Source organism: Streptomyces sp. NPDC047982, from assembly GCF_043204165.1.
GTDB lineage: Bacteria > Actinomycetota > Actinomycetes > Streptomycetales > Streptomycetaceae > Streptomyces.
Map to the genome: position 1 here is coordinate 145,393 of NZ_JBIDBS010000019.1, position 21,968 is coordinate 167,360.

General features: G+C 71.5%; 20 protein-coding genes and 2 pseudogenes. 13 read left to right on the forward strand and 9 right to left on the reverse strand.

Annotated elements, in window-relative coordinates; genetic code table 11:
- Positions 1-5: 5 nt before the first annotated feature.
- The 3 genes and pseudogenes from ACGF2V_RS23330 to ACGF2V_RS23340 form a co-directional block, all read left to right on the forward strand.
- Positions 6-1,196, forward strand: a complete 1,191-nt coding sequence (locus ACGF2V_RS23330) for an acyl-CoA dehydrogenase (protein ID WP_362709347.1) — start codon at positions 6-8, stop codon at positions 1,194-1,196.
- 7 nt (positions 1,197-1,203) lie between these two features.
- A complete protein-coding gene (locus ACGF2V_RS23335) occupies positions 1,204-2,334 on the forward strand; it encodes an acyl-CoA dehydrogenase family protein (RefSeq protein WP_362624275.1) in 1,131 nt (376 codons plus the stop codon).
- Positions 2,335-2,920: 586 nt separating this feature from the next.
- Positions 2,921-3,373 (forward strand): annotated as a pseudogene (locus ACGF2V_RS23340) (ATP-binding protein); the annotation flags it as partial.
- Between the two features lie 303 nt (positions 3,374-3,676).
- On the opposite strand, the gene ACGF2V_RS23345 reads toward ACGF2V_RS23340, so the two are convergent.
- The gene (locus ACGF2V_RS23345) at positions 3,677-4,603 is read right to left on the reverse strand and encodes a cyclase family protein (protein WP_362709350.1); all 927 of its coding nucleotides are present in this window, start codon (positions 4,601-4,603) and stop codon (positions 3,677-3,679) included.
- Between the two features lie 83 nt (positions 4,604-4,686).
- Between ACGF2V_RS23345 and ACGF2V_RS23350 the strand changes: the two genes are divergently transcribed.
- The 4 genes and pseudogenes from ACGF2V_RS23350 to ACGF2V_RS23365 form a co-directional block, all read left to right on the forward strand.
- Positions 4,687-5,601: an SDR family oxidoreductase gene (locus ACGF2V_RS23350; protein WP_362624278.1), complete on the forward strand. Its 915-nt coding sequence runs from the start codon at positions 4,687-4,689 to the stop codon at positions 5,599-5,601.
- Positions 5,602-5,733: 132 nt separating this feature from the next.
- The gene (locus tag ACGF2V_RS23355) at positions 5,734-7,005 is read left to right on the forward strand and encodes an acyl-CoA dehydrogenase family protein (RefSeq protein WP_362624280.1); all 1,272 of its coding nucleotides are present in this window, start codon (positions 5,734-5,736) and stop codon (positions 7,003-7,005) included.
- Positions 7,002-8,057 carry a Zn-dependent alcohol dehydrogenase gene (locus ACGF2V_RS23360; protein ID WP_362709352.1) on the forward strand — a complete coding sequence of 352 codons (1,056 nt, stop codon included), beginning with the start codon at positions 7,002-7,004 and terminating at the stop codon, positions 8,055-8,057. Before ACGF2V_RS23355 ends, ACGF2V_RS23360 begins: the two co-directional genes overlap by 4 nt.
- A gap of 200 nt (positions 8,058-8,257) precedes the next feature.
- Positions 8,258-8,525 (forward strand): annotated as a pseudogene (locus tag ACGF2V_RS23365) (MFS transporter); the annotation flags it as partial.
- Here ACGF2V_RS23365 and ACGF2V_RS23370 read toward each other — a convergent pair.
- On the reverse strand, positions 8,515-9,192 hold the full coding sequence (locus tag ACGF2V_RS23370; protein ID WP_362630526.1) for a flavin reductase family protein: 678 nt from the start codon (positions 9,190-9,192) through the stop codon (positions 8,515-8,517). The pseudogene ACGF2V_RS23365 and the gene ACGF2V_RS23370 sit on opposite strands and share 11 nt — an antisense overlap.
- A gap of 205 nt (positions 9,193-9,397) precedes the next feature.
- On the opposite strand from ACGF2V_RS23370, the gene ACGF2V_RS23375 reads away from it, so the two are divergent.
- Entirely contained in the window at positions 9,398-10,333 is a 936-nt protein-coding gene (locus ACGF2V_RS23375; protein ID WP_362630520.1) for a hypothetical protein, read from the forward strand.
- 30 nt (positions 10,334-10,363) lie between these two features.
- Here ACGF2V_RS23375 and ACGF2V_RS23380 read toward each other — a convergent pair whose 3' ends face one another.
- From ACGF2V_RS23380 to ACGF2V_RS23390, 3 genes are all read right to left on the reverse strand, one after another.
- Positions 10,364-10,573, reverse strand: coding sequence for a DUF397 domain-containing protein (locus ACGF2V_RS23380; protein WP_362709355.1), 210 nt, complete (start codon positions 10,571-10,573; stop codon positions 10,364-10,366).
- Positions 10,574-10,658: 85 nt separating this feature from the next.
- The gene (locus ACGF2V_RS23385; protein WP_362630514.1) at positions 10,659-10,868 is read right to left on the reverse strand and encodes a DUF397 domain-containing protein; all 210 of its coding nucleotides are present in this window, start codon (positions 10,866-10,868) and stop codon (positions 10,659-10,661) included.
- On the reverse strand, positions 10,865-11,743 hold the full coding sequence (locus ACGF2V_RS23390; protein ID WP_362630511.1) for a helix-turn-helix transcriptional regulator: 879 nt from the start codon (positions 11,741-11,743) through the stop codon (positions 10,865-10,867). Before ACGF2V_RS23390 ends, ACGF2V_RS23385 begins: the two co-directional genes overlap by 4 nt.
- Before the next feature lie 167 nt (positions 11,744-11,910).
- Here ACGF2V_RS23390 and ACGF2V_RS23395 point away from each other — a divergent pair, with 167 nt between their 5' ends.
- Together ACGF2V_RS23395 and ACGF2V_RS23400 are read left to right on the forward strand one after the other, a co-directional pair.
- Complete coding sequence (locus tag ACGF2V_RS23395; RefSeq protein ID WP_362630508.1) at positions 11,911-12,369, forward strand: ATP-binding protein; 459 nt, start codon at positions 11,911-11,913, stop codon at positions 12,367-12,369.
- A 381-nt stretch (positions 12,370-12,750) separates the two neighbouring features.
- Entirely contained in the window at positions 12,751-13,629 is an 879-nt protein-coding gene (locus ACGF2V_RS23400; protein WP_362630501.1) for a hypothetical protein, read from the forward strand.
- Between the two features lie 84 nt (positions 13,630-13,713).
- Here the strand turns inward: ACGF2V_RS23400 and ACGF2V_RS23405 are convergent, their stop codons facing one another.
- Both ACGF2V_RS23405 and ACGF2V_RS23410 read right to left on the reverse strand, forming a co-directional pair.
- Positions 13,714-14,649 carry an enoyl-CoA hydratase-related protein gene (locus ACGF2V_RS23405; protein ID WP_362709357.1) on the reverse strand — a complete coding sequence of 312 codons (936 nt, stop codon included), beginning with the start codon at positions 14,647-14,649 and terminating at the stop codon, positions 13,714-13,716.
- Between the two features lie 166 nt (positions 14,650-14,815).
- Complete coding sequence (locus ACGF2V_RS23410; protein ID WP_362630494.1) at positions 14,816-17,044, reverse strand: acetate--CoA ligase family protein; 2,229 nt, start codon at positions 17,042-17,044, stop codon at positions 14,816-14,818.
- 259 nt (positions 17,045-17,303) lie between these two features.
- On the opposite strand from ACGF2V_RS23410, the gene ACGF2V_RS23415 reads away from it, so the two are divergent.
- Positions 17,304-18,710, forward strand: a complete 1,407-nt coding sequence (locus ACGF2V_RS23415; RefSeq protein WP_362709361.1) for a hypothetical protein — start codon at positions 17,304-17,306, stop codon at positions 18,708-18,710.
- 137 nt (positions 18,711-18,847) lie between these two features.
- On the opposite strand, the gene ACGF2V_RS23420 is transcribed toward ACGF2V_RS23415, so the two are convergent.
- Positions 18,848-20,050: an NAD(P)/FAD-dependent oxidoreductase gene (locus tag ACGF2V_RS23420; RefSeq protein ID WP_362709364.1), complete on the reverse strand. Its 1,203-nt coding sequence runs from the start codon at positions 20,048-20,050 to the stop codon at positions 18,848-18,850.
- Positions 20,051-20,229: 179 nt separating this feature from the next.
- On the opposite strand from ACGF2V_RS23420, the gene ACGF2V_RS23425 reads away from it, so the two are divergent.
- Positions 20,230-20,682 (forward strand): DoxX family protein, encoded by a 453-nt coding sequence (locus tag ACGF2V_RS23425; protein WP_362630485.1) that lies wholly within the window; start codon positions 20,230-20,232, stop codon positions 20,680-20,682.
- Complete coding sequence (locus tag ACGF2V_RS23430) at positions 20,679-21,095, forward strand: Zn-ribbon domain-containing OB-fold protein (RefSeq protein ID WP_362630482.1); 417 nt, start codon at positions 20,679-20,681, stop codon at positions 21,093-21,095. Before ACGF2V_RS23425 ends, ACGF2V_RS23430 begins: the two co-directional genes overlap by 4 nt.
- Positions 21,096-21,227: 132 nt before the next feature.
- On the opposite strand, the gene ACGF2V_RS23435 is transcribed toward ACGF2V_RS23430, so the two are convergent.
- Positions 21,228-21,818, reverse strand: coding sequence for a DUF1707 domain-containing protein (locus ACGF2V_RS23435; protein WP_362630479.1), 591 nt, complete (start codon positions 21,816-21,818; stop codon positions 21,228-21,230).
- Positions 21,819-21,968 lie beyond the last annotated feature (150 nt).

Here is a 21,968-nt window from a genome sequence, read left to right on the forward strand (position 1 = left end):
GCGCGATGGATCTCGCGTACACGGAGGCGGAGCAGGAATTCCGGACGCGGTTGCGCGCGTGGCTGGCCACCGTACTGCCCTCGCTGCCCGCGAAGCCCGCCCCCGACGACTGGCCGGGCCGGCGCGCGTACGACACCGCCTGGCAGCGGATGCTGTACGACGCCGGCTACGCGGGCCTGCACTGGCCCGTCGACGCGGGCGGACAGGGCGCCACCGCGACCCAGCACCTGATCTTCCTGGAGGAGACGGAGAAGGCGGGCGCCCCGTACGTCGGCGCCAACTTCGTCGGGCTGCTGCACGCCGGACCCACCGTCGTGGCCGAGGGCACCGCCGAGCAGCGGGCGCGCTGGCTGCCGCCGGTGCTGCGCGGCGACGAGGTCTGGTGCCAGGGGTTCAGCGAGCCCGACGCCGGATCGGACCTCGCCTCGCTGCGGACCCGGGCGGTGCGCGACGGCGACCACTACGTGGTGAGTGGGCAGAAGATCTGGACCTCGCACGCGGAGGTCGCCGACTGGTGCGAACTCCTGGTGCGCACCGACCCCGCGGCCCCCCGGCACCGGGGCATCACCTGGCTCGCCATGAGGATGGACACCCCGGGCGTCACCGTCCGCCCGCTGCGCACCCTCGCCGGGTCCACCGAGTTCGCGGAGCTGTTCCTCGACGAGGTGCGGGTGCCGGTCTCCCACCGGGTCGGGGCGGAGAACGACGGCTGGCGGGTCACCATGGTCACGCTCTCCTTCGAACGCGGCACGGCCTTCGTCGGCGAGGTCGTCGCCTGCCGCCGCACCCTGGCCGCCCTGGCCGCCGAGGCCCGGACCAACGGACGCTGGGACGACCCGGTGCTGCGCCGGCGGCTGGGCAGGCTGAACGCCGAGTTCCGGGCGCTGTGGCGGCTCACCCAGTGGAACGTCTGCGAGGCGTCGAGGACGGGCCCCGTCGGGCGCGGCACGGGCCGGTCCGGCACGGGCGGTGTGCCCGGCACCGGGGGCTCGGTCTTCAAACTGCGCTACTCGCACGCCCGTCAGGAGCTGTACGAGACGGCCGCCGAGGTGCTCGGCGCGGACGCCGCCGACCTGGACCGGGAATGGGTCCTGGACCGGCTCTCCTCGCTCTCGTACACGATCGCCGCGGGCACCTCGCAGATCCAGCGGAACATCGTCGCCGAGCGGATGCTCGGCCTGCCGAAGGGGCGCTGAACCGGCCATGGACTTCCAGCTCTCGGACGACCAGCGGGCGCTGCGCGCGGGGATACGGGACATCCTCGCCGGACGCTTCGGCAGGGACCGGATGCGGGCGGCTCTCGATGCCGGTACGGCGGTGGACCGCGGGCTGTGGCGGGAGCTCGGAGAGGCCGGGTTCTTCGCGCTGCGGCTGGCGGAGACGGAGGGCGGCGCCGGGCTCGGGCTGCCCGAGGCGGTCCTCCTCTTCGAGGAGGCCGGGCGGGCGCTGCTGCCCGGACCGCTGATCGCCACCCACCTCGCGGCGGGGACCGTGAAGGGTGCTGCGGAGGGGACGGCGGTGGTCACCGTGCTGGAGCCGGGACGACCGGTGGAGCACCTGGGGGACGCGGACGGACTGCTGGTGCTCGGCCCGGAGTATCAGGGGGCCCGGGCGCCGGAGCGGGTGTCGGATCGGGTGTCGCAGCCGGAGGAACCGGCGCCGGCACCGGAGCGGGCGCACGCCGTGACGGGCGGGGAACTGCGGGGCCTCGTACGTGAGTTCGCCGAACCCGTACGGTCGCTCGACCCGCTCACCCCGCTGTGGCGGATCACCGGTCCCGCCGGTCTCACCAGTCTCACTGACCCCGCCAGTCTCACAGGCCCTGCCAGTCTCGTCAGTCTCACCGCCCCCACCAGTCCCACCGGCCTCACTGGAACACACAGTCGGCCGGCCGGCGGGGGGCCGCACGGGGAGGCGGACCGGTGGCGTGACGAGGGCGCCCTGCTCGCCGCCGCCGAACAACTCGGCAGCGCCGCCCGCACGACCGAGATGGCAGTCCAACACGCCAGTGAGCGCGAGCAGTTCGGTGCTCCGATCGGATCGTTCCAGGCGGTCAAACACCTGTGCGCCGACATGCTGGTCCGGGCCGAACTGGCGCGCTGCGCCGTCTATGCGGCGGCCGTGACCGCAGACCCCGTCGAGATCGCGGGGGCCAAGCTGCTCGCCGACGACGCGGCGGTCCGCAACGCCCGCGACTGCCTCCAGGTGCACGGAGGTATGGGCTTCACCTGGGAGGCGGACGTCCACCTGCACCTCAAACGGGCCTGGCTGCGCTCCGGTCGGTGGATCGCGGCGGCGGCGGCCGAGGAACGGCTGGCGTCGGATCTGTGGTGAGCGTGTCTCGGACCTGTGTTCGTTCCGGTCGGGATTCGTGGCGTGCGGTCCGAATCCGTGCTCGATTCGGTCAGGTTCCGTGAAGGATTCCCGCCCGCAGACGTGTGCGAACGTGGTTCGCCGGGAGGTGACGGACGGCCCTCGGGTCCTCACCGTGCGGAGTCGTCGTGTGCTCGGCCGCCTCAGGGGCGGGGCGTGTTCCCGCGGCGGAATCCGTCACGGGGCGGAGTCGGCGGTCGCCTCGGGTACTCTCCGTGGGGTGCGAGAGGTTCTGGAACCGGGTGTGCCGGATGGTCCGGGTGATGCCTGCGTGGCAGCTCCGGACCGGAGGGGGCGCCCGGCCCGCGTTTTCGGTGGTGACACCGGTCCCGCTCGGGAGATTCCCGCAACCTCCACGCGCTTCTGTTCGACTCCGCGCAATGTGCGTCGCACAGTATGGACCACGCGTACTCCTTCGCGCTGGAATATGCCCGAAGCGCTTGTTGCGGTGACTGTACGTCAACCATGCTGTCGCGTACGGGAATCACGTTCCGTGACCCCGAGGAGGCGCGAGGCGATGTGTCCGCCGGTTCGGATGGTGTGAGCGGTGCAGGTGCTTCAGGTTCAGCTGGAGATCGGTCCGGATCCCGCAGAGGTCGGGCGGGCCCGCAGATGGGCCCGGTCGAGACTGATCGGGGCGGGGATGAGGAGAGACGAGCCGCTGGCCGAAACTCTCATCCTGCTGATCTCGGAGCTCGTCACGAACGCGGTGGTCCACACCGGCCGTCCGGCCGTGCTGCGCATGCTGTTCGGCTCGGCGGGCGGCTCCGGGACGGTACGGGTCGAGGTGGCCGACGCCAGTTGCCGCCCGCCTCAGCAGCGTCACGCGGAGGGAGAGGACACCGGCGGCCGCGGCCTGGAACTGGTCGACGGCCTCGCCGACCGCTGGGGCTGGCAGCCGGAGGGCGCGGGCAAGCGCATCTGGTGCGAGGTCGACCGGAAGCCCCCACTGGTCCAGGTCGTCGCCCTGCACCCGGGCGGCCAGGCCCTGCGGCCCCCCCCGGGGGCGAAGGACACCCACGCGGCGCCGGGCGCCCACACCCCGCGCGGCGTCCACGGCGCATCGTGCACGGGCGGTACGCGGTGCGGGGGCGGTGCCTCGTGCGGGGGCGGCACGGGAGGCGTGGGCGGCACGGGGAGCGGGGACCACAAGGCGTACGAGCCCCCGCGCGCTGTCACGCGACGTGCGTGAAAGACCCGCGTCAAGGACGTGCATAAAGGTTAAAGCAGTGGTGGTCCGAGGGGTGGTCGGGGCCGAGTCGGGCCCTTCGGGCCGCGGCCGGGAGCCGGCGGAGTGCCCGGGTCAGAGCACGGCGACCGGAGCGACCGGGGTGCCCGTGGCGCCGACGAACGGTTCCGGCATGGCCGACAGGAGGAAGGCGTAACGCTTCTCCTGCGCACAGGCCGTGGACAGCGCCTCCAGGTTCCAGTTCTGGCCCTGCAGCATGCCCATCTCGACCAGGTCCAGCGCGTGCACCCCCAGCCACAGGTCTTCGATCTCGGGCGGGAAGATCTCGAACGTCAGGGTGTCGTTGGCGACCGCCGCCACGTCGCGCGCGCGGAACCACTCGGGTGTGCGTATCGAGAGGCCGGGCGAGGGGTAGGCGTACGCGGGCTTGTCGCCCGCCAGATAGACCTGCATCTGCCCCGTCCGTACGAGGACGATGTCGCCGGCCCGGACCCGGGCCCCGGCCAGGTCCTCCGCCGCGTCCAGGTCCTCCGGGGTGACGGCGTGGTCGCCGGGCAGCCGGTCGACGCCGTGCGCGCGGGCCACGTCGAGCAGGATCCCGCGCGAGACGAGGTGCGGCACCTTGTCGATGCCGCTGAACCGCGCTCCGTCGTGCGCGGTGATCGTGCCGGCCGGGCGGCCGTTGTAGATCCTCCCGGAGTGCGAGACGTGGGTGAGGGCGTCCCAGTGGGTGGCCGTCTGGAGGCTCAACACGGCCGAGTCGTCGCTGGTGGCGACGGTGCCGGGGCCGAAGAGCTCCTGGTTGATCTGGACCATGGTGTGCAGCGGGTTGATCCTTCCGGGGACCAGCCCGCTCTGCACGCCGTCCTGTTGGAGAGGCAGCGCGAGCGGGACGCGCTGCCCGGAGCGGACCGTGGCGGCGGCGTCCCGTACGACGGAGTCGCTGATCAGGTTGAGCGTCCCGATCTCGTCATCGGCGCCCCAACGGCCCCAGTTGTTCACGCGCGTGGCGATGTCGTGGAACTCCTCCGGCAGTGACACGGCGCCTCCCGGGGCTTGTGTTCGCGGACCTGATGGCCCATAAAATCTAACGGTCCGTCAGAAACTACGGGAAGGGGCCGGGCATGGGGAACTTCTTGGCAGGCAAGGTGGTGGCCGTGACGGGTGCCGGTCGCGGCATCGGGCGGGCGGTCGCGGTCGCGGCGGCGGCCGAGGGCGCGCGGGTCGTCGTCAACGACTACGGCGTCTCCATCGACGGCGGCGAGCCCAGCAGCGAGGTGGCCGAGTCCGTCGTCAAGGAGATCGAGGCGGCGGGCGGGCAGGCGGTGGCCGTCGCCGACGACATCTCCACGATGGCGGGCGGACAGCGGATCGTGGACACGGCGCTGGCGCGGTACGGGCGGATCGACGGGGTCGTGTGCGTGGCCGGCATCCTGCGCGAGCGCATGCTGTTCAACATGTCCGAGGAGGAGTGGGACCCGGTGGTCGCCACCCATCTCAAGGGCACGTTCACCGTCTTCCGCGCCGCGTCGGCCGTGATGCGGAAGCAGGACGGCGGCGGCACGCTCATCGGTTTCACCAGCGGCAACCACCAGGGCAGCGTCGCCCAGGCCAACTACAGCGCCGCGAAGGGCGGGATCATCTCGCTGGTACGGAGTGCGGCCCTCGGTCTGCACAAGTACGGCGTCACGGCGAACGCCGTCGCCCCGGTCGCCCGCACCCGGATGTCCGCCAACGTGCCCATGGAGCTCAAGGAGATCGGCGAGCCGGAGGACGTGGCGGCGCTCGTCGTCTACCTGCTCAGCGACCGGGCCCGCAAGGAGCGGATCACCGGCCAGGTGTACACGGTCGCCGGGCCGAAGATCGCGGTCTGGGCGCAGCCGAGGGAACTGCGCGCGGGGTACGCGCAGGGGCCGTGGACCCCGGAACGGATCGCCGACTTCCTGCCGGGGACGGTGGGCACCGATCCCATGCCGATGCTGGCGCAGCTGGAGGAGATGGCCGCGGCGGCGGCGGCCAAGGCCCGGCCGAACGCCTGACGCGGACGCTCTCCGTCCGTACGCAGAGCCCACCCGCGCGTACGCAGAGCCCCGCCCGTCCGTACCCGGGAGCCTCGCCCGTACGCAGAGCCCACCCGTACACAGCAGCCCCACCCGTGCGCAGGAGGCAACGTGGACTTCACCTTTGGCCCGGACGACACCGCCTTCCGCGCGGAGGCCCGCGCCTGGCTGCGAGAGCACCTCGTCGGCCCGTACGCGCAGGCGGCCGGTACCGGTGGTCCGGGCAGCGAGCACGAGAGCGTCGCCGTGCGTCGTGCCTGGGAACGCGAACTCGGGCGCGGCGGCTGGATCGGCCTCGGCTGGCAGAGCCCCGGTGGCGGAGAGGGTGGCGGAGACGGGGGCGGACACCGGGATGGACAGCGGGGCGGACAGCGGGGCCACGGGGACGGCGGGGGGTACGGCAACCGGCGGGCGACCCTCACCCAGCAGATCGTCTGGGCCGAGGAATACGCCCGCGCCGCCGCCCCCGCCCGGGTCGGCCACATCGGCGAAAACCTCCTGGCCCCGACGCTGATCGCCCACGGCACCCCTGAGCAGCGACGGCGCTTCCTGCCCCCCGTCGCACGCGGCGAGGAGCTGTGGTGCCAGGGCTACAGCGAACCCGGCGCCGGATCCGACCTCGCCGGCGTACGGACCAGCGCCGTCCCCGACACCTCCCGCGGCGGCCACCGCGTGACCGGGCAGAAGATCTGGACGTCGCTCGCCCGGGAGGCCGACTGGTGCTTCGTGCTGGCCCGTACGGAGCCCGGCTCCCGGCGCCATCACGGCCTGTCGTTCTTGCTGGTGCCGATGGACCAGCCGGGTCGGATCGAGGTGCGGCCGATCCGCCAGATGTCGGGGACCAGCGAGTTCAACGAGGTCTTCTTCGACGGGGCGCACGCCGAGGAGTGCGTCGGCGGCGAGGGCAACGGCTGGGCCGTGGCCATGGGGCTGCTGGCCCTGGAACGCGGCGTCTCCACGCTCGTCCAGCAGATCGGTTTCGCCGCCGAGCTCGACCGGGTGGTGCGGGACGCCGTGACCACCGGCGCCGTCACCGACCCGGTACTGCGCGAACGCCTCGTCCGCCAGTGGGCGGAGCTCAAGGTCATGCGCTGGAACGCGCTGTGCACCCTGGGAGCCGTCGGCGACCGCGGCGCGCCCAGCGTGGCGAAGCTGCTCTGGGGCGGCTGGCATCAGCGCCTGGGCGAACTCGCCGTACGGATCAGGGGCGCGTCCGGGGCCGTCGGCCCGCACGACTGGACGTCGAGCGCGCCGTACGAACTCGACGAGGCGCAAAGGCTGTTCCTGTTCACCCGGTCCGACACCATCTACGGCGGCTCGGACGAGATCCAGCGGAACATCATCGCCGAGCGGGTGCTCGGCCTACCGAGGGAGACGGGATGAGAGGCGTCGTCTTCGACGGCAGTCGCACCGAGGTCGTCGACGATCTGGAGATACGGGAGCCGGGGCCCGGCGAGGTGCTGGTGGCGGTGGCCGCGGCCGGGCTGTGTCACAGCGACCTGTCGGTGGTCGACGGGACGATCCCGTTCCCGTCGCCCGTGGTGCTGGGGCACGAGGGCGCGGGTGTGGTGGAGGCGGTCGGCGCGGGTGTCGGCCATGTGGTGCCCGGCGACCACGTGGCCCTGTCGACGCTGGCCAACTGCGGGGCGTGCGCGCAGTGCGACCGGGGTCGGCCGACGATGTGCCGCAAGGCGATCGGGATGCCGGGGCGGCCGTTCTCCCGGCGGGGCGAGCCGCTGTACCAGTTCGCCTCCAACTCGGCCTTCGCGGAACGGACCCTGGTCAAGGCCGTGCAGGCGGTGAAGATCCCGGCCGACCTGCCGCTCACCTCGGCGGCCCTGATCGGCTGCGGAGTGCTGACCGGGGTCGGGGCCGTGCTCAACCGGGCGAGGGTCGACCGCGGCGACACGGTGGTGGTGATCGGCACCGGCGGCATCGGGCTCAACGTGATCCAGGGTGCCCGGATCGCGGGCGCCCTGACGATCATCGCGATCGACGCCAACCCGGCGAAGGAGGCGGTGGCCCGGCGCTTCGGCGCCACGCACTTCCTGACCTCCGCCTCGGTCGGGGCCGTACGGGAGATCCTGCCGCACGGCGCCGACCACGCCTTCGAGTGCGTGGGCCGTACGGAACTGATCCGCACCGCGATCGACCTGCTGGACCGGCACGGGCAGGCGGTCCTGCTGGGTGTCCCGGCGGCGACGGCGGAGGCGTCGTTCCTCGTCTCGTCGATGTACCTGGACAAGTCGATCCTGGGATGCCGCTACGGCTCCTCGCGTCCGCAACGGGACATCGCGCTGTACGCGGAGCTGTACCGGGACGGCAGGCTGCTGCTGGACGAACTCGTCACCGAGACCTACCCGGTGGAGGACTTCGCCAAGGCGGCGGACGACGCGCACCACGGCCGGGTGGCCCGGGGGGTGCTGGTCTTCTGATCCCGGCCGGGGGCAGGACCCGGTCGAACTGCTGCAACTGACCGGGTTGCCGGCCGACCTCTCCCGGCGCAGCATCGGGGCGCGGCTGGTGCCCGGTTCGGCCTGAGGCGGGCATCGGCTCGAAGGCGTGGCCCAGTGATCCTATGCGCGAAAGGAGCACGCCAGGGCGCGAACGAGGCGAACGCGTCGGATTCGGTACGCCGCCGACGCTTGCCCTCTGCCGCGAGCAGTACGGGAGGACAGCGCCATCGTCTTCGGTCGCGCCCTCGGCTCCCACCAGGTGGGCGCGGCGCCGGTGGCGTTCCTGGGCGGCGTGCCGTGCGACGTGTTTGGCTCTACGACCTGTTCGTCTCTTACGTCGTGGTCTGGTGCGCGTCGGGAGTGCTGTGCGCGACAGCCGCCCTGATGACCCTGGCTGTCCGACGCCGCCGCGACGGGCGGCCGGCCGGAGAACCGGTCACTGGCTGAACCGCCCGAACCGCCCTCGGTGGAACAGCAACGGACCGTCCGCGGCCCTGTCTTCGCCCACCGGATCCGCCGAGTCCGCCGTTCCCAACGCCTCCACCCGGCCGACGACGATCAGATGGTCGCCCCCGGTGTGGACGGCGTGGATCCGGCAGTCGATCCAGGCCGGTACGCCGTCCAGCAGCGGTGAGCCGGTCACCGGGGCCGCCTCGTACGCCACCCCGGCGAACTTGTCGGCCCCGCTCACCGCGAAGCTCCGGCACAACGCCTCCTGGTCCGCCCCGAGCACGTTGACGCAGAAGGCTCCGGCGCGGGCGATGCGCGGCCAGGTCGTCGACGTACGGGCGACCATGAACGCGACCAGGGGCGGATCGAGGGAGAGCGACGCGAACGACTGGCACGCGAAGCCCGCGGGCCCCTCCTGCCCTGCCGTGCCCCCCTGCCCCGCGGGCGCCTCCGGGGCGCCGCCGCCCGGGTCGTGCGCGGTGACGATGGTGACCCCGCTGGCGAAGTGACCCAGTACGCGGCGGAATTCCGCCGGGTCGACGGGGGCCCGTTCGTCCTCGGCGACGGCCCGCAGATCCGGGCGCGGCAGCGGATCGACCGGCGTCGGCCCGGCACTGGTGGCGGCGCCGACGGACCTGAGGTACCGGACGGCGGTTGCGGCCATTCCTGCGTGTCCCATCACACAACCATTGAAACTGACGGCACGTCAGATCGGAAGGGGTGGGGGCGGCGAATCCGGACGGAAGAGCAGGACTACTCTCGCTCCGGAAACGCTTCGGAGAAGCTTCAAGCCGCCCGGAGCCGCTTCGGTCCGGCCTGGGCGGCGGGCGAGTGCGGCGGCGCGGACAGTACGGGGGAGGGGAGGGCGCGTGTCGACGCGTATCGGGGGAGGTGCGAGACCGGCCGTTGCGGCATGGACGATCTGGAGCGGTCGGCCGATCGCGGCGAGCGCGATCACCCAGTTCATGCTGGTCCTGCTGGCCGTGGAGATCGCGGGGGTCGTGGAACTCGCCTTCCCGGCTCCCGCTCCGCCGGTCGACCCGGCAGCCGTACTGCTGATGGTGCCGTTCCTGCTCTGCTTCGGCGCCCCGTTCTTCCTGGTGGCGAGCCTGCTGGTGGTGCTCCCGACCGTCGCGGCGGCGTGCTGGGCGAGTGCCCGGTTCACCGGACGCGAAGTGTGGTGGTGGGTCCCGGCGACCGCGCTGGTCCCGGCCACGGTGGGCGCCGCCGTGGCAGGCATCGCCTGGCATCCGGCCCCGCTGTCGCTGCTCCTGTGCTGGACAGTGGGCGCGTCGCTGCTGACGGCCACCGCGCTCGTGGCCCGCGAGGTCGTGCTGCGGCGCCGCCGCTTGCGGGGCGTGCTCGGCTGGTGCGTGGTCGCCGCCGTGACCGTGTACGGGATCGGCGCGGGCCTGTACGGCACCGGACTGGTCACGGAGTACCGCCCGCCGAAGGTCGACACCGCCCGGCTCGCCGGAACCTGGACCGACGGCGGGGGCGGCACGTTGCGCCTGGCCGCCGACGGCACGGCACACGCCGACGCGCTGGCAGACCCCGAGAACGCGTGGCCGGACCCGGCGAAGTCGGCCCCCGCGAAGCACCGCTGCTCGGGGCGGGGCACATGGAGTTACGAAGCGGGTGACTCCACGACCTGGGGGCAGCGCGTACGGCTCCGGGTCGGTGGCTGCCCCGACTACGACGCAATCGGCGGGTGGCGGATCAGCGGTACGCCGGACCGGATCGAACTCAACTATGAGTACGGAGACCCGGATTCACCGGACTGGTACACGCTGACCACGCGCTGACCGGTCGCTGATCACTCGCCGACCGACTGGTCAGCCGCCGGTGGCGTACACCAGGAAGTCCGCCCAGGTGGTGGGGGCGAGGGAGAGGTGGGGGCCGTTCGCGTTCTTGGAGTCACGGATGTGGACGGTGCGGGGGGTGGTGGCGACCTCGACGCAGTCGTTTCCGCTACTGCTGTCGCTGTAGCTGCTCTTGAACCACGTCAGCTCGGGGCCGTTCCTGGCAGAGGCGTTCCGGATCACCTTTCCTCCAGCACTCGTTGGTACATGTCGGCTTGGTGATCTGCCTCGCCCCCGTTACGAGGGCGAGGCACGGGTGCCGCGCAGATCAGAGATCGGCGGCGTACGTCACGAAGTCGCTCCAGGTGCCGGGTGACACGGTGAACAGCGGGCCCGGGACATTCTTGGAGTCACGGATGTGGATCGTGTGAGCGGTGGTGGCGACCTCGACGCAGTCATTTGGATTGCTGGTGTCGCTGTAGCTGCTCTTGAACCACGTCAGCTCGGAATCGTCTCCAGTAGAGGCATTCCGGATCATGTTTCCTCCAGCATTCGCTTGATGAAAGCCAGCGACTCCCGTGCGCTGAGAGCCTCCGATCGGATGATGCCATAGCGGAGTTCGAGGATCCTCAGATGCTTCGGGCTGGAGACGGGGCGTCCCCCGAACTCGTCGTCGGTACGCCCGACTGCGGTGCCGTCCCCGAACTTCAGCACCTGGATCCGCCCACCTGTCCCAGGGTGATTCCAACGAGCGATCGGCATCACCTGGATCTCCACATTGCGCAACTGTCCCACCTCCAAGAGGTGTTCCAACTGCCTGCGCTGGACCATCGTGCCTCCGGTGGGGCGCCTGAGCGTCGACTCTTCCTGGACAAAGCTCAGTTCGGGCGCAGGTGAGCGATCGAAAATGGCTTGTCTGGCCACGCGGCCTGCCACTCCGCGTTCCACCTCGTCGTCCGAAAAGGTGGGGCGCCTGGTTTTGAGGAGCGCTCGGGCGTGCTCCTCGGTCTGGAGTAGCCCGTGCAGGCTGTGGCTGCCGTACGACAGCAACTCCACCGCCCGAGCCTCCATCCGAGCCAGGTCCCGGATCTTCTTCGGGTACCGGACCTCCGCCACATCCGCCTTCATGGCGGAGATCAGCCCGCCCGCCTTCAAGGTCCTGTCGGCCTTGTCCAGATACTCCGGGCGCGGAATCCGCTTTCCGTCCTCGACCTTGTAGACCTGGTCCTCGCCGTACCCGATCGCGAGGCCGAATTCGGCCGCCCGCATCCCTGCGGCTTCCCGGCGCAGCTTCAGCTGGCGCCCCACCGTGGCCACGACGGCCGCGCCGGACTCGTCGTCGGGGTCGACCTCCCAGCCGGGCTCGTCCGTATCGGTACCGGACCGTTCCGTACCGTCCGCATCCACCCGCATCCGCGCCACCTCCGCCATGCCCTCGTGTCATCGTCATCGCGACGGCCGTGTCTGTTCGTATGCACGCTCCGGACAGCCCCGACAGCTCCGGACAAGCGGCGGACAGTTACCGTACGCATTCGGCTGATCACTGGTCAGCGTAGATCGGTTCGGCGAGGCTGAGTGGTGTGAAAGAAGAAATCACCCTCCCTCAACACAGCGGTGCTATCCGCGCGTTCGCCGTGCTGCTCTCGCCCACCCGCCGAGGTGCCAGGCTGGCCCGGCTGCTCGCCACGACGCAGTTGGACGAGTGGGGCGTCACGTCGCGGGCGGAGGCCGCAGTCCAGATCGTGGCGGAACTGGCGGCCAATGCCGTGGCCCACGGTCGGGCGCGGGGGAGGGACTTCCGGCTCGGGCTCGCCCTGTACGGCGGGGGCGCGGTGTTGCGCGTCGAGGTGAGTGACGCACGGGGCGAGCGCCTGCCGCCCGAGCCGGGGCACACGCTGGTACCGGACGCCGACCGCGAGTCCGGGCGCGGGCTGCTGATCGTCGAGGCGCTGGCGGACCGTTGGGGCGTCAGCCCGGGGCCCTTGCCCTGCAAGACCGTCTGGGCCGAACTCGATCTCGACCTCGCCCCCGCGCCGTGACCGGGGCCGGTCACCGCTACCGGGATCGGCCTGCCTGGCCCTCCGACCGCCGAGCGGTGCGTGAGCGAATATCCGTGCGATCACGCTCTCGCCGTCCCGTCACACGCTCGGCTGAACCAGGCCAACTGAGCTGGAAATAGGCCTGGTTGTCGGGCATATGCTCGCCAGGCGAACAGCTTCGGGGACGCGACGTCGCCGGCAGAACGCAACACGGCCTTCCAGGCATATGTGGCCCGGGACCGTCCGCGACATACCGCCGGACGGGCCGTCACTCGCCGTTTCCTCCGCCCCGCACATGGACCCGTAAGCCCGTCGGTGGCCCGTGCGTCTTCACCAGGCCACGCCCTCCGTTCGTTTCCAAGCAATTCCAAGGAAATCCGTATGGTCAGCTCGTCCCACGAGGCGATGCACCGCATCTTTCAGGAGTATCCCGGGCTCTTCTCCCGTGTCTCCGAGGTGCTGGGAATCTCCATCGACTCCCCGGTCTCGGCCACCGTCATGCCCACTGACCTCACCGAGAACCGGCCACTCGAACGCCGGGTGGACACCCTGCTGCGGATCGACATGGAGGACGACGACCACTCGTACCTCCTGGCGATCGAGGCTCAGGGGAAGAAGGATCCGGAAAAGCCAGTGAGCTGGATGTACTACCTGTCCTACTTGCAGGCCAAGTACAGGCTGCCGCCCATGCTGCTGGTCGTCTGTCAGGACCGGGCGACCGCCGAATGGGCCGCTCGGCCGTACTCCGTCGGACATCCGGAGGCGCCCGTACTCACCCTGCGCCCCCTCGTCGTGGGTCCGCACAACATGCCGGTGATCAAGGACGTGGCCGAGGCGCGTAAGGACCTGGCACTGGCCACGCTGGCGGCGATCACACATGCAAGCGATCCGGACATCGGTACCATGTTGAAGACGCTGTCGAGCGCTCTGCGGGATGTGCCGGAAACCATCGCCGATCCGATTGTCGAACTCACCGCACAGGGCCTGGGCAATCGCCCGGCCGCACAACAGTGGAGGAACCTGGTGGCCGTGGATCTTTCATTCTACAAGTCGGCCCTTTCGGAGGAGATCCGGGACGAGGGCCGCGCCGAGGGCATCGCGCGGAGTGTGCTGCTTCTGTTGGGGCAGGCCGGTGTGGATGTCTCGGACGAGGCCCGTGCGCAGATCCTGGGCTGTGGTGATGTCGAGACGCTGAATCAATGGCTGCTGCGGGCTCCGAACGCCTCCACCGTCGAGGAAGTTTTCGCCGGGAAGAAGTAGCAGAGCGAGGTCCGGGGGCCCGAACGACCGGGCCCCTCGCGGCCGCGGCCGGGTCCGGCACGATCGCCGCCGGACCCCGGGCCCTCACCGCCCCCGGTACTTCGGTGCCCGCCGCTCCATGAAGCCGGTCACGCCCTCGTTGGCGTCGTGCGTGGTCATGTTGATCTCCTGTGCCATGGCCTCCGCCGCGAAGGCCGTCGCCCGGTCGGACTCCAGCGAGGCGTTCACGAGCTGTTTCGTGAGGGCGATGGCCCGCGTCGGGCCCTCGGCCAGCCGTTCGGCCCAGGCGCGGGCCGTCGCCGCAAGCTCCCCGTCCGGTACGACCCGGTTGACCAGGCCCAGGCGCTCCGCGTCCGCCGCCCGGAGGGAGTCCCCGAAGAACATCAGCTCCTTTGCTCGCTGCGGGCCGATCAGGCGCGGCAGCAGATAGGCGCCACCGCCGTCCGGCACGAGACCGCGGCGTACGAACACCTCGATGAACGTGGCCGACTCGGCGGCCAGTACCAGATCGCAGGCGAACGCGAGGTGGGCGCCGATACCCGCCGCCGTGCCGTTGACCGCCGCGATCACCGGCTTCTCGCAGTCCAGGACCGCGGCGATCAGGCGTTGCGCGCCGAGCCGGATCGTCCGGGCCACGTCCCCCGCAATCCGGTCGCCGGGCGCGCGGGTGCCGGGGGCGGAGGAGCCCGTCGCCGGGGAGCCGCGCAGGTCGGCTCCCGCGCAGAAGCCGCGGCCGGTGGCCGTGAGGACGACCGCCCGGACCGCCGGGTCGGCGGAGGCGTCGGCGAGCAGGGCGATGAGGCGTTCCCGCTGGTCCCAGGTGACGGCGTTCATCGCCTCCGGGCGATTGAGCGTGATCCACGAGACGCCGTTGTCAGTGGTGTGGAGTACCAATGAATCGAGCGGGTCGGCCGATGGGGCCGGACCGGTTCGTTCGGCGTGCTCGTCGTGCCCGGTGTGTCGGGAGGGCTGATCGCGTTCGGTGTGGTGCTCGGCGGTGTCTTCGGGGGAGGACGGCATGAGGCAGCTCCTTGGCAGGTGGTGGGGCCGTGCGCGGCACGGGGCGGAACGGGGGACCGGGTGGTTGCGGTGGGCCGGGGCGGTCCGGTGGGGTGGGCCGGGCCGGTCGGGCCGACGTGTCCGATGGGTCCGGCGGGACCGACGGGGGCGTCGGTCCCACGCTCCCTCAGCGGCAGACGGCCAGCGCGTCCAGTGCCACCGCGCCCTGTCCCCGCCCCAGCACCATCAGCGGGTTGATGTCCAGTTCGGCGAGGTCGTCACCCAGTTCCAGCGCCATCCGCTGCACCCGCAGCACGACCTCCACGAGCGCGTCCACGTCCGCCGGCGGGCCGCCGCGCACACCCTCCAGCAGGGCCCGGCCGCGCAGTTCGCCGAGCATCGACCGGGCCTGGTCCTCGCCGAACGGCGGCACCCGTACGGCCGCGTCGTGCAGCACCTCGACGAGCACGCCGCCGAGCCCGACCGTCACCGTCGGGCCGAACAGCGCGTCCTGCGTGACGCCGACCATCATCTCGACGCCCCGCTCGACCATCTGGCAGACCAGGATGCCGTCCAGGTCGATGTCCTCGTACCGCGCGATGTCGGTCAGCTCGCGGTACGCGTCCCGCACCTGGCTGGCGGAGGTCAGTCCGACCTTGACGAGGCCCAGTTCCGTCTTGTGGGCGAGCCGGGCCGCCGACGCCTTCATGACGACCGGGTAGCCGACCAGCCCCGCTGCCCGGACGGCCGCCGCCGCGCTGGTCACCAGTTGTTCGCGCGGGACACGGATCCCGTACGCCCGCAGCAGTTGCTTCGCCGCGTGCTCGCTGAGCTGGTCGCCCGCGCGCAGCAGCCCCTGGGCCTTGCGGAAGGACGGAGACGGCGTGCGCGGTGCCTCGTCGAAGGGGGAGCGGTAACGGGTGGTGAACCGGTGGTGGTCCAGATACGCCTTCACGGCGGTGACACAGTTGCGGAACGTACGGAACGTGGCGACGCGGGACGAACCGAGCAGCGTCGTGCGGTACGCGTCCTCGGTGCCGACGGGCGAGCCCCACACCACGCAGACCAGCTTGTCCGTGGCCTCCGCCGCGTCCACCAGGTCCTGCGCGAGCTTGTCGCTCATCGGCGGGAAGGGGCCGGTGATCGGACAGATCAGCACTCCTACGTCCGGGTCGGCGAGGATCGCGTCGATGATTTTCCGGCCCCGCCAGTCGCCGACCGGGTGCCCGCCGTTGTCGACGGGGTTCGCCACGTTCAGGTAGCCGGGTATCCAGGTGTGCAGCTCGCGCTGCTTCTCCTCGGACAGGGTGGGGAGCTTCAGGCCGGCCGCGGTCGCCAGGTCCGAGAAGTGCGCGCCCGTGCCGCCGGAGATCGAATACACGACGACGCCGTCGGCCAGCGGCTTGCGGGCCCGCGCCAGCAGGGCGGCGGTGTCCTGGAGTTCGTCGAGCCCGTCCACCCGGATCACGCCGAACTGCCGCATCGCCGCGTCCACCACCTCGTCGGCACCGGTCAGCTTGCCGGTGTGTGACGCGGCCGTCCTGGCCCCCGTCTCCGTGCGTCCCACCTTGACCGCCACCACCGGTACCCCGGCCCGCGCGGCCCGGTCCGCTGCCAGCAGAAAGGAGCGCCCGTCCTTGAGCCCCTCCACGTAGCAGGCGATGGCCCCGACCTCCGGGCGCTGCGAGAAGTACGAGATGAAGTCGGCGGTCTCCAGGTCCGCCTCGTTGCCCGTGGGTGCCCAGTGCGAGAGCCGCACACCCAGCTCCTGAAGGGTGTACACAGGGCGTCCCTGGTGGCCCGACTGGGTGATCAGGGCGATCGCCGGGCCGTCCAGGTCGCCCCGGAACTTCTCGAAGGCGTTGAGGTTGGTGTTCGGCCCGAGCAGCCGCAGGCCGGACCGTTCCACCGCCTCGGCCAGCCGTGCCTGGGCGGCGGCGCCCTCGTCGCCGGTCTCGGCGAACCCGGAGGCGAAGGCGACCGCGAACTTCACCTTGGCCTGGGCGAGTTCCTCGATCACGGGGAGCGGATCGCCGACCAGCAGTACGGCCAGGTCGACCTCCTCCGGCAGGTCGGCCACGGACGGGAAGCAGGGCCGCCCGAACACGGTCTCGCGGGTGGGATGGACGGGATGCAGCCGGGCGCCGACCCGTTCGGCCCAGGCGATCAGTTGACGCGTGATCCCCGTGTTGGGGCGTCCCTCGGCGTCGGAGGCGCCGACGACGGCCACGGACTCGGGCCGGAAGAACCGGTCCAGGTCCGGCACGGGCGCGTGCAGCGGACGGCCGCTGACATCGAGATCGCCCTCCGTGGCGGCGGTCGCCATGCAGCGGACGGTGGCGTGCGGTTCCTCGCCGCAGGCCACCACCCTGGCGCGGAAGTCGGTGGTGAGGGTGCCGTGAGTCGATCCAAGCATCGTTCCGCCCCGCTCCTGCTCGAAGTCCGTCGGGTGCCTGTTTCCGGCCAGGCAAAAGCTGACACCGTGTCAGGTTACAGAACTGACGGGCCGTCAGGAATGGGTGTGCAGGCAAAGGCTGATGCGGGCGGGCGGTGCGGCGGGCAGGCGATGCGGGCAGGTGGCGGCGTACAACCACCGGGTGATCTTGAACGTCCCATGTGCAGGCCGGCTTTCGTCGGCCGAATCCGCCGTCCACGGCACACCTTTGGGAGAAAGAATGAGACCTGCCGCCGCCCGGCGCACCGCGCGCCTCGGGGCCCGTACCGCCGCCGCAGCAGCCACCGGTCTGCTGACCGCCGGACTGCTCGCCGTCGGAGCCGCCGCGCCCGCGTCCGCCGAGGAGCCGACCGGCCAGTCCGACCAGTTGTGGATCAACGCGCCCGGTGAGCGGAGCCTGCCGCTCGGTGGTGGTTCCGACGGCGAGCCGCAGAGCCGTTCGCTGGACATCGGGCTCTACCACGACAACGACAGCTTCGCCGTCACGGACGGCCGGCTCACGGTCGACATCTCCGGCATCGCCGGTGTGGCCGAGGTGACCTGGCCCGACAACTGCACGCCGAGGGGGACGACCGCCGTGTGCGGCGTTCCCGAGGTCCCGGTCATGGGCGACGCGTACAGCCCGCAGGTCCATCTCACGGTACGGGCGGCCGAGGGTGCGGCGGCCGGGGCGCACGGGCGGATCACCTACTCCGCCGTGGCCACCGGCGGGCCCACCGGCACCCTGGAGGCGCCGCTCGATTCGTTCGACACCACGCTCACCGTCGCCGGCGGGCCGGACCTCTCCCTCGGGAACATCGCCCCGGTGAAGGGTGCCCAGCCGGGCAGCACGCACACCGTGCCGTTCACGCTCACCAACAAGGGCGACGGCCCTTCCGAGGGCTTCACCGCCAGGCTGGTCGCCTCGTACGGGCTCGATCTCGTCACCCGGTACCCCGAGTGCACGTACCGGACGATCGGTGGCGACTACGCCCCGATGACCGAGGCCACCTGTACGTTCGACGAGCTCCTCGAACCGGGTGAGTCCTTCGCGCTGCCCGAGCCGATACGGGTGGCCCTGGCCCCGCACGCGTACGCCGAGCGCCTCGACATCAGCGTCGAGCCCGGCAACGGGGCCACCGATCTCGCGGACGAGGACAACTACACCGTCGCCTCCTTCGGTGCGGTGAACACCGCCGACTTCGAGGCGCGAGGCGCCCGCGTCGCGGGCGGTGCCGGCGAGACCGTCACCGCCGAACTCGGTTTCCGCAACAACGGCCCGGCCTGGCTGGGCAACCTCGGCTCCGGGGACCCCGTCGCCCTGGTCGACTTCACCGTTCCCGAGGGCGTCACCGTCACCTCCGTGCCCGAGGAGTGCATAGCGCGCACCCTGGACGGCAACGGCTCTCTGCCGGGCCGGACCGGCGCCCCGCGTTACGTGTGCGACCTGCCGTACTGGACGCTGCCGGACACGACGCACGCCTTCCCGTTCAAGCTGCGCATCGACCGGGTCGTGCCCGATGCCACCGGCCAGGTCGTTCTCCGGCCGGCCTTCGGCAGCACGCCGTTCCCGTTCGACCCGAACGCCGGGAACAACACGGCCCAGGTGGTGGTGAACGCCACCTCGAACAGCACCCCTGCGGCATAGCAGGCGCAACGCGGGGCGCGGTCGGGTCCGTCCGGTCGCGCCCCGCGCGTGTCTGCGGGCCCCGTCACGCCGCGCGCGTGTGCGCGTGCCGCGTACCTCGCCCCGCGCGCATGTGCGGCATTGGGTGCGCAGGCCGGTCAGCGGGTGCGGCGTGGTGCCCTTCTGGCGATCTTCTTGGCTATCTTCCTGGCGTCCAGGGCCATTTCGCGCAGCATGCCGCTGATCGGGTTGGTGAACCCGGTGAAGTACAGGCCGGGCGCCTGCTTGGGCGTACGGCCGCCGCGCACCACCGGGCGGCCCCGGGCGTCCAGCACGCCGAGGTGGCCTACCAGCCCTTCCAGGGACCGCCGGTATCCGGTCGCCGCGACCACCGCGTCCGGGGTGATCCGGTCCCCGTCGGCCAGCACCACCGCGTCCCCGTCGAACGACTCGACGGCCGCCACCGGCACCACCCGGCCGCGCTTCACCGCGTCGATCAGCCCCACGTCCTGCACCGGAATGGCGCCCTCCCGGACCCGTGAGTACAGCCCGGTGTCCGGACGCGGCAGCCCGTACGCGCCGAGGTCGGGCACCGACAGCCGGCTCATCAGGCGCGCGGCCGGGTCCACCAGCCACACCGGCAGCCTGCGCACCAGGACGGCCGTCGCCTGGGAGGGCCAGCCGAGCGTCGAGCGGCGCACGATGTGCGGCGCCGTGCGCACCGCGATCCGCACCCGTGACGCCCCGCCCTCCACCAGGTCGACGGCGATCTCCGCGCCCGTGTTGCCGATGCCGACGACGAGGACGTCCCGGCCCGCGTAGGGAGCGGCATCGCGATACTCCGAGGCGTGCGCGAACGTGCCGGTGAAGGTGTCGCGCCCCGGCCAGTCGGGAACGCGCGGGGTGTGGTTGAAGCCGGTGGCGACCACGACCGCGCGCCCGGTCAGCATCCGGCCGCCGCTCGCGGCCAGTTGCCAGCCGGAGCCGTCCGGGGCCCGGTCGACGCGGGAGACCTCGACGCCCGTCACCACCTCCAACTCGTGGTGTTCGGCGTACTTCTCCAGGTAGCGCACCACGTCGTCCCGAGCCACCCAGCGCCCGAACCGGCGCGGCATCGCCAGACCCGGCAGCGCGGACCGGCGGCGGGTGGTGTGCAGGCGCAGCCGGTCGTAGTGGCCGCGCCAGGACGCCCCGACGTCGCCGGACTTCTCCAGCACCACCGCCCGTATCCCGCGTTCGCGCAGGGCCGCGGCGGCGGCCAGCCCGCCCGGGCCGCCGCCGATGACGTACACGGGCCGAATCTCGGTGCGGTCGTTGGGGGCCGAGGCGGAACCAGCCGAGGCGGTGGCGGTGTGCGACATGGCTCGGAGCGTAATCGCGAAGTCTTTTGATGGGTCTCGGTCAAGACCGGAATCGGTTGCGAATCGATCACGGGCCGATCGATCACGGGAATCAATCGCTCACGGGCGCCTGCCTCTTGTGTCCGTCGTCGACATCGGGTGAACTGACGTACCGTCAGATAACGTGGCTGGGAGGGCTCATGCAGACGATCTGGCTCGGCGGGGCCGAGTGGCTGGCCGTTCTCCGGGTGGGCCTCGGGCTGTGGTGGCTGGAGAGCTGGCGGCACAAGGACAAGAAGGGCTGGTTCGAACGCGGCACGGGCATCGCCTGGGCCGCCGACGTGGCGGCGAAACACCGGTGGGGTGCCGTGCGCACCGGCTTCCGGCGGATCGTCGCCCCCCGCCCCAAGGCGATGGCCTACATCGTCGTGTACGCCGAACTCGCGCTGGGCCTCGGCCTGATCGCCGGATTGTTCACCCCCGTCGCCCTCGTCGGCGGGCTGCTCCTCAACCTCCTCTACCTCGTGCTCATGATCCACGACTGGGCCGAGCAGGGGCAGAACGCGATGATGGCGCTGATCTCGCTCGTGGCGCTGTTCGCGATGTCCTGGCAGACCTGGTCCCTCGACCACGCGATCGGACTCTTCTTGTGACCGCCACCGGCGCCGCCCCGCGCTTCGACCTTCCCGAACCCGACGCCTTCACCCGCCCGTACTGGGACGCCGCCGCCCGCGGGCGGCTGCTGCTACGCCGCTGCGGGGCCTGCGGGCGTGCCCACCACTACCCGCGCGAGTTCTGCCCGTACTGCTGGAGCGAGGACGTCGCGTGGGAGCGGGCGAGCGGGGCCGCCACGCTGTACACGTGGTCGGTCGTCCACCGCAACGACCTGCCGCCGTTCGGCGCCCGGGTTCCGTACACCGCCGCCGTCGTCGACCTGGCCGAGGGGCCGCGGATGATGACGGAGATCGTGGACTGCGCGGAGTCGGACCTGGTGATCGGTATGGCCCTGCGGCTGACGTTCCGGCGGGAGCCGGGTCAGGAGGCCGTTGCGGTCTTCCGGCCCTGAGCCGCCCTTACGGACCTGAGCCGCGATGCCAGGCCCCGAGAGCCGTTCTTCCGGCCCCTGAAGCCGTTCTTCCAGGCCCTGAGTCGTTCTTCCGTCCCTGAGTCGCGATGCCAGGCCCGGCGTGCCGGTGTCTCAATGCGTCTGGGCGTTGCGCAGCTTGCGACGTTCCCGGAAGTTGGGGTGGCGAACGACCACGCCCCCCATGCCGCACGATCCTGTCACCCGGAGCACCGGCGCACCGGGGAACCCCTCGCCCGTGGTCTTGTTCTTCAGGCCGCCGAGGCCGAGGGACAGCTCGTCGGTCTGCACGGTCCAGCCCTGCGGGACGACGATCTTCACGCCCCCCATGCCCCCTCGCACGTCCAGTTCGATCTCGCGCCACCGGCAATCGGCGAGGGTGAAGTCGATCCTGACGCCGCCGGCGCCGCCCCGGGCACGTATCGCCGGGGGCACCTTCCAGCGGCCCGAGCGGGACGCGCCGTGCATGCCTCCTTCGAGGACCAGCGGCTCGCCCGCGGCCACCGCGACGGGCACCAGGTCCTCGGTGAGGGGTGCCAGTTCCGCGTAGGTCTTGGCGGACAGGGCCAGCCCGAGACGGGTGTCCAGCTCGTCGAGGTCGATGCGTCCCTCGGCCGCCGCCTCCCGCAACTGTTCCACCACCGCCTCGCGGTCGGCATCGGAAGCGCGCAGAGGTTTGACGGAACGCGAGGGCTCAGCAGTCATCTGATTCCTCCGTGGATACTCCGCCCTTCAGGGCGGAGAGGAAATGGACTCCTGTGGAGCAGGGCAAGGGCTGCGATTCGCCGCCAGGGGGGATCGTAGTGCTCTGACCAGCAGGTTTGATCTTCACGTGTGGGTGCATTAGTTTGTGAG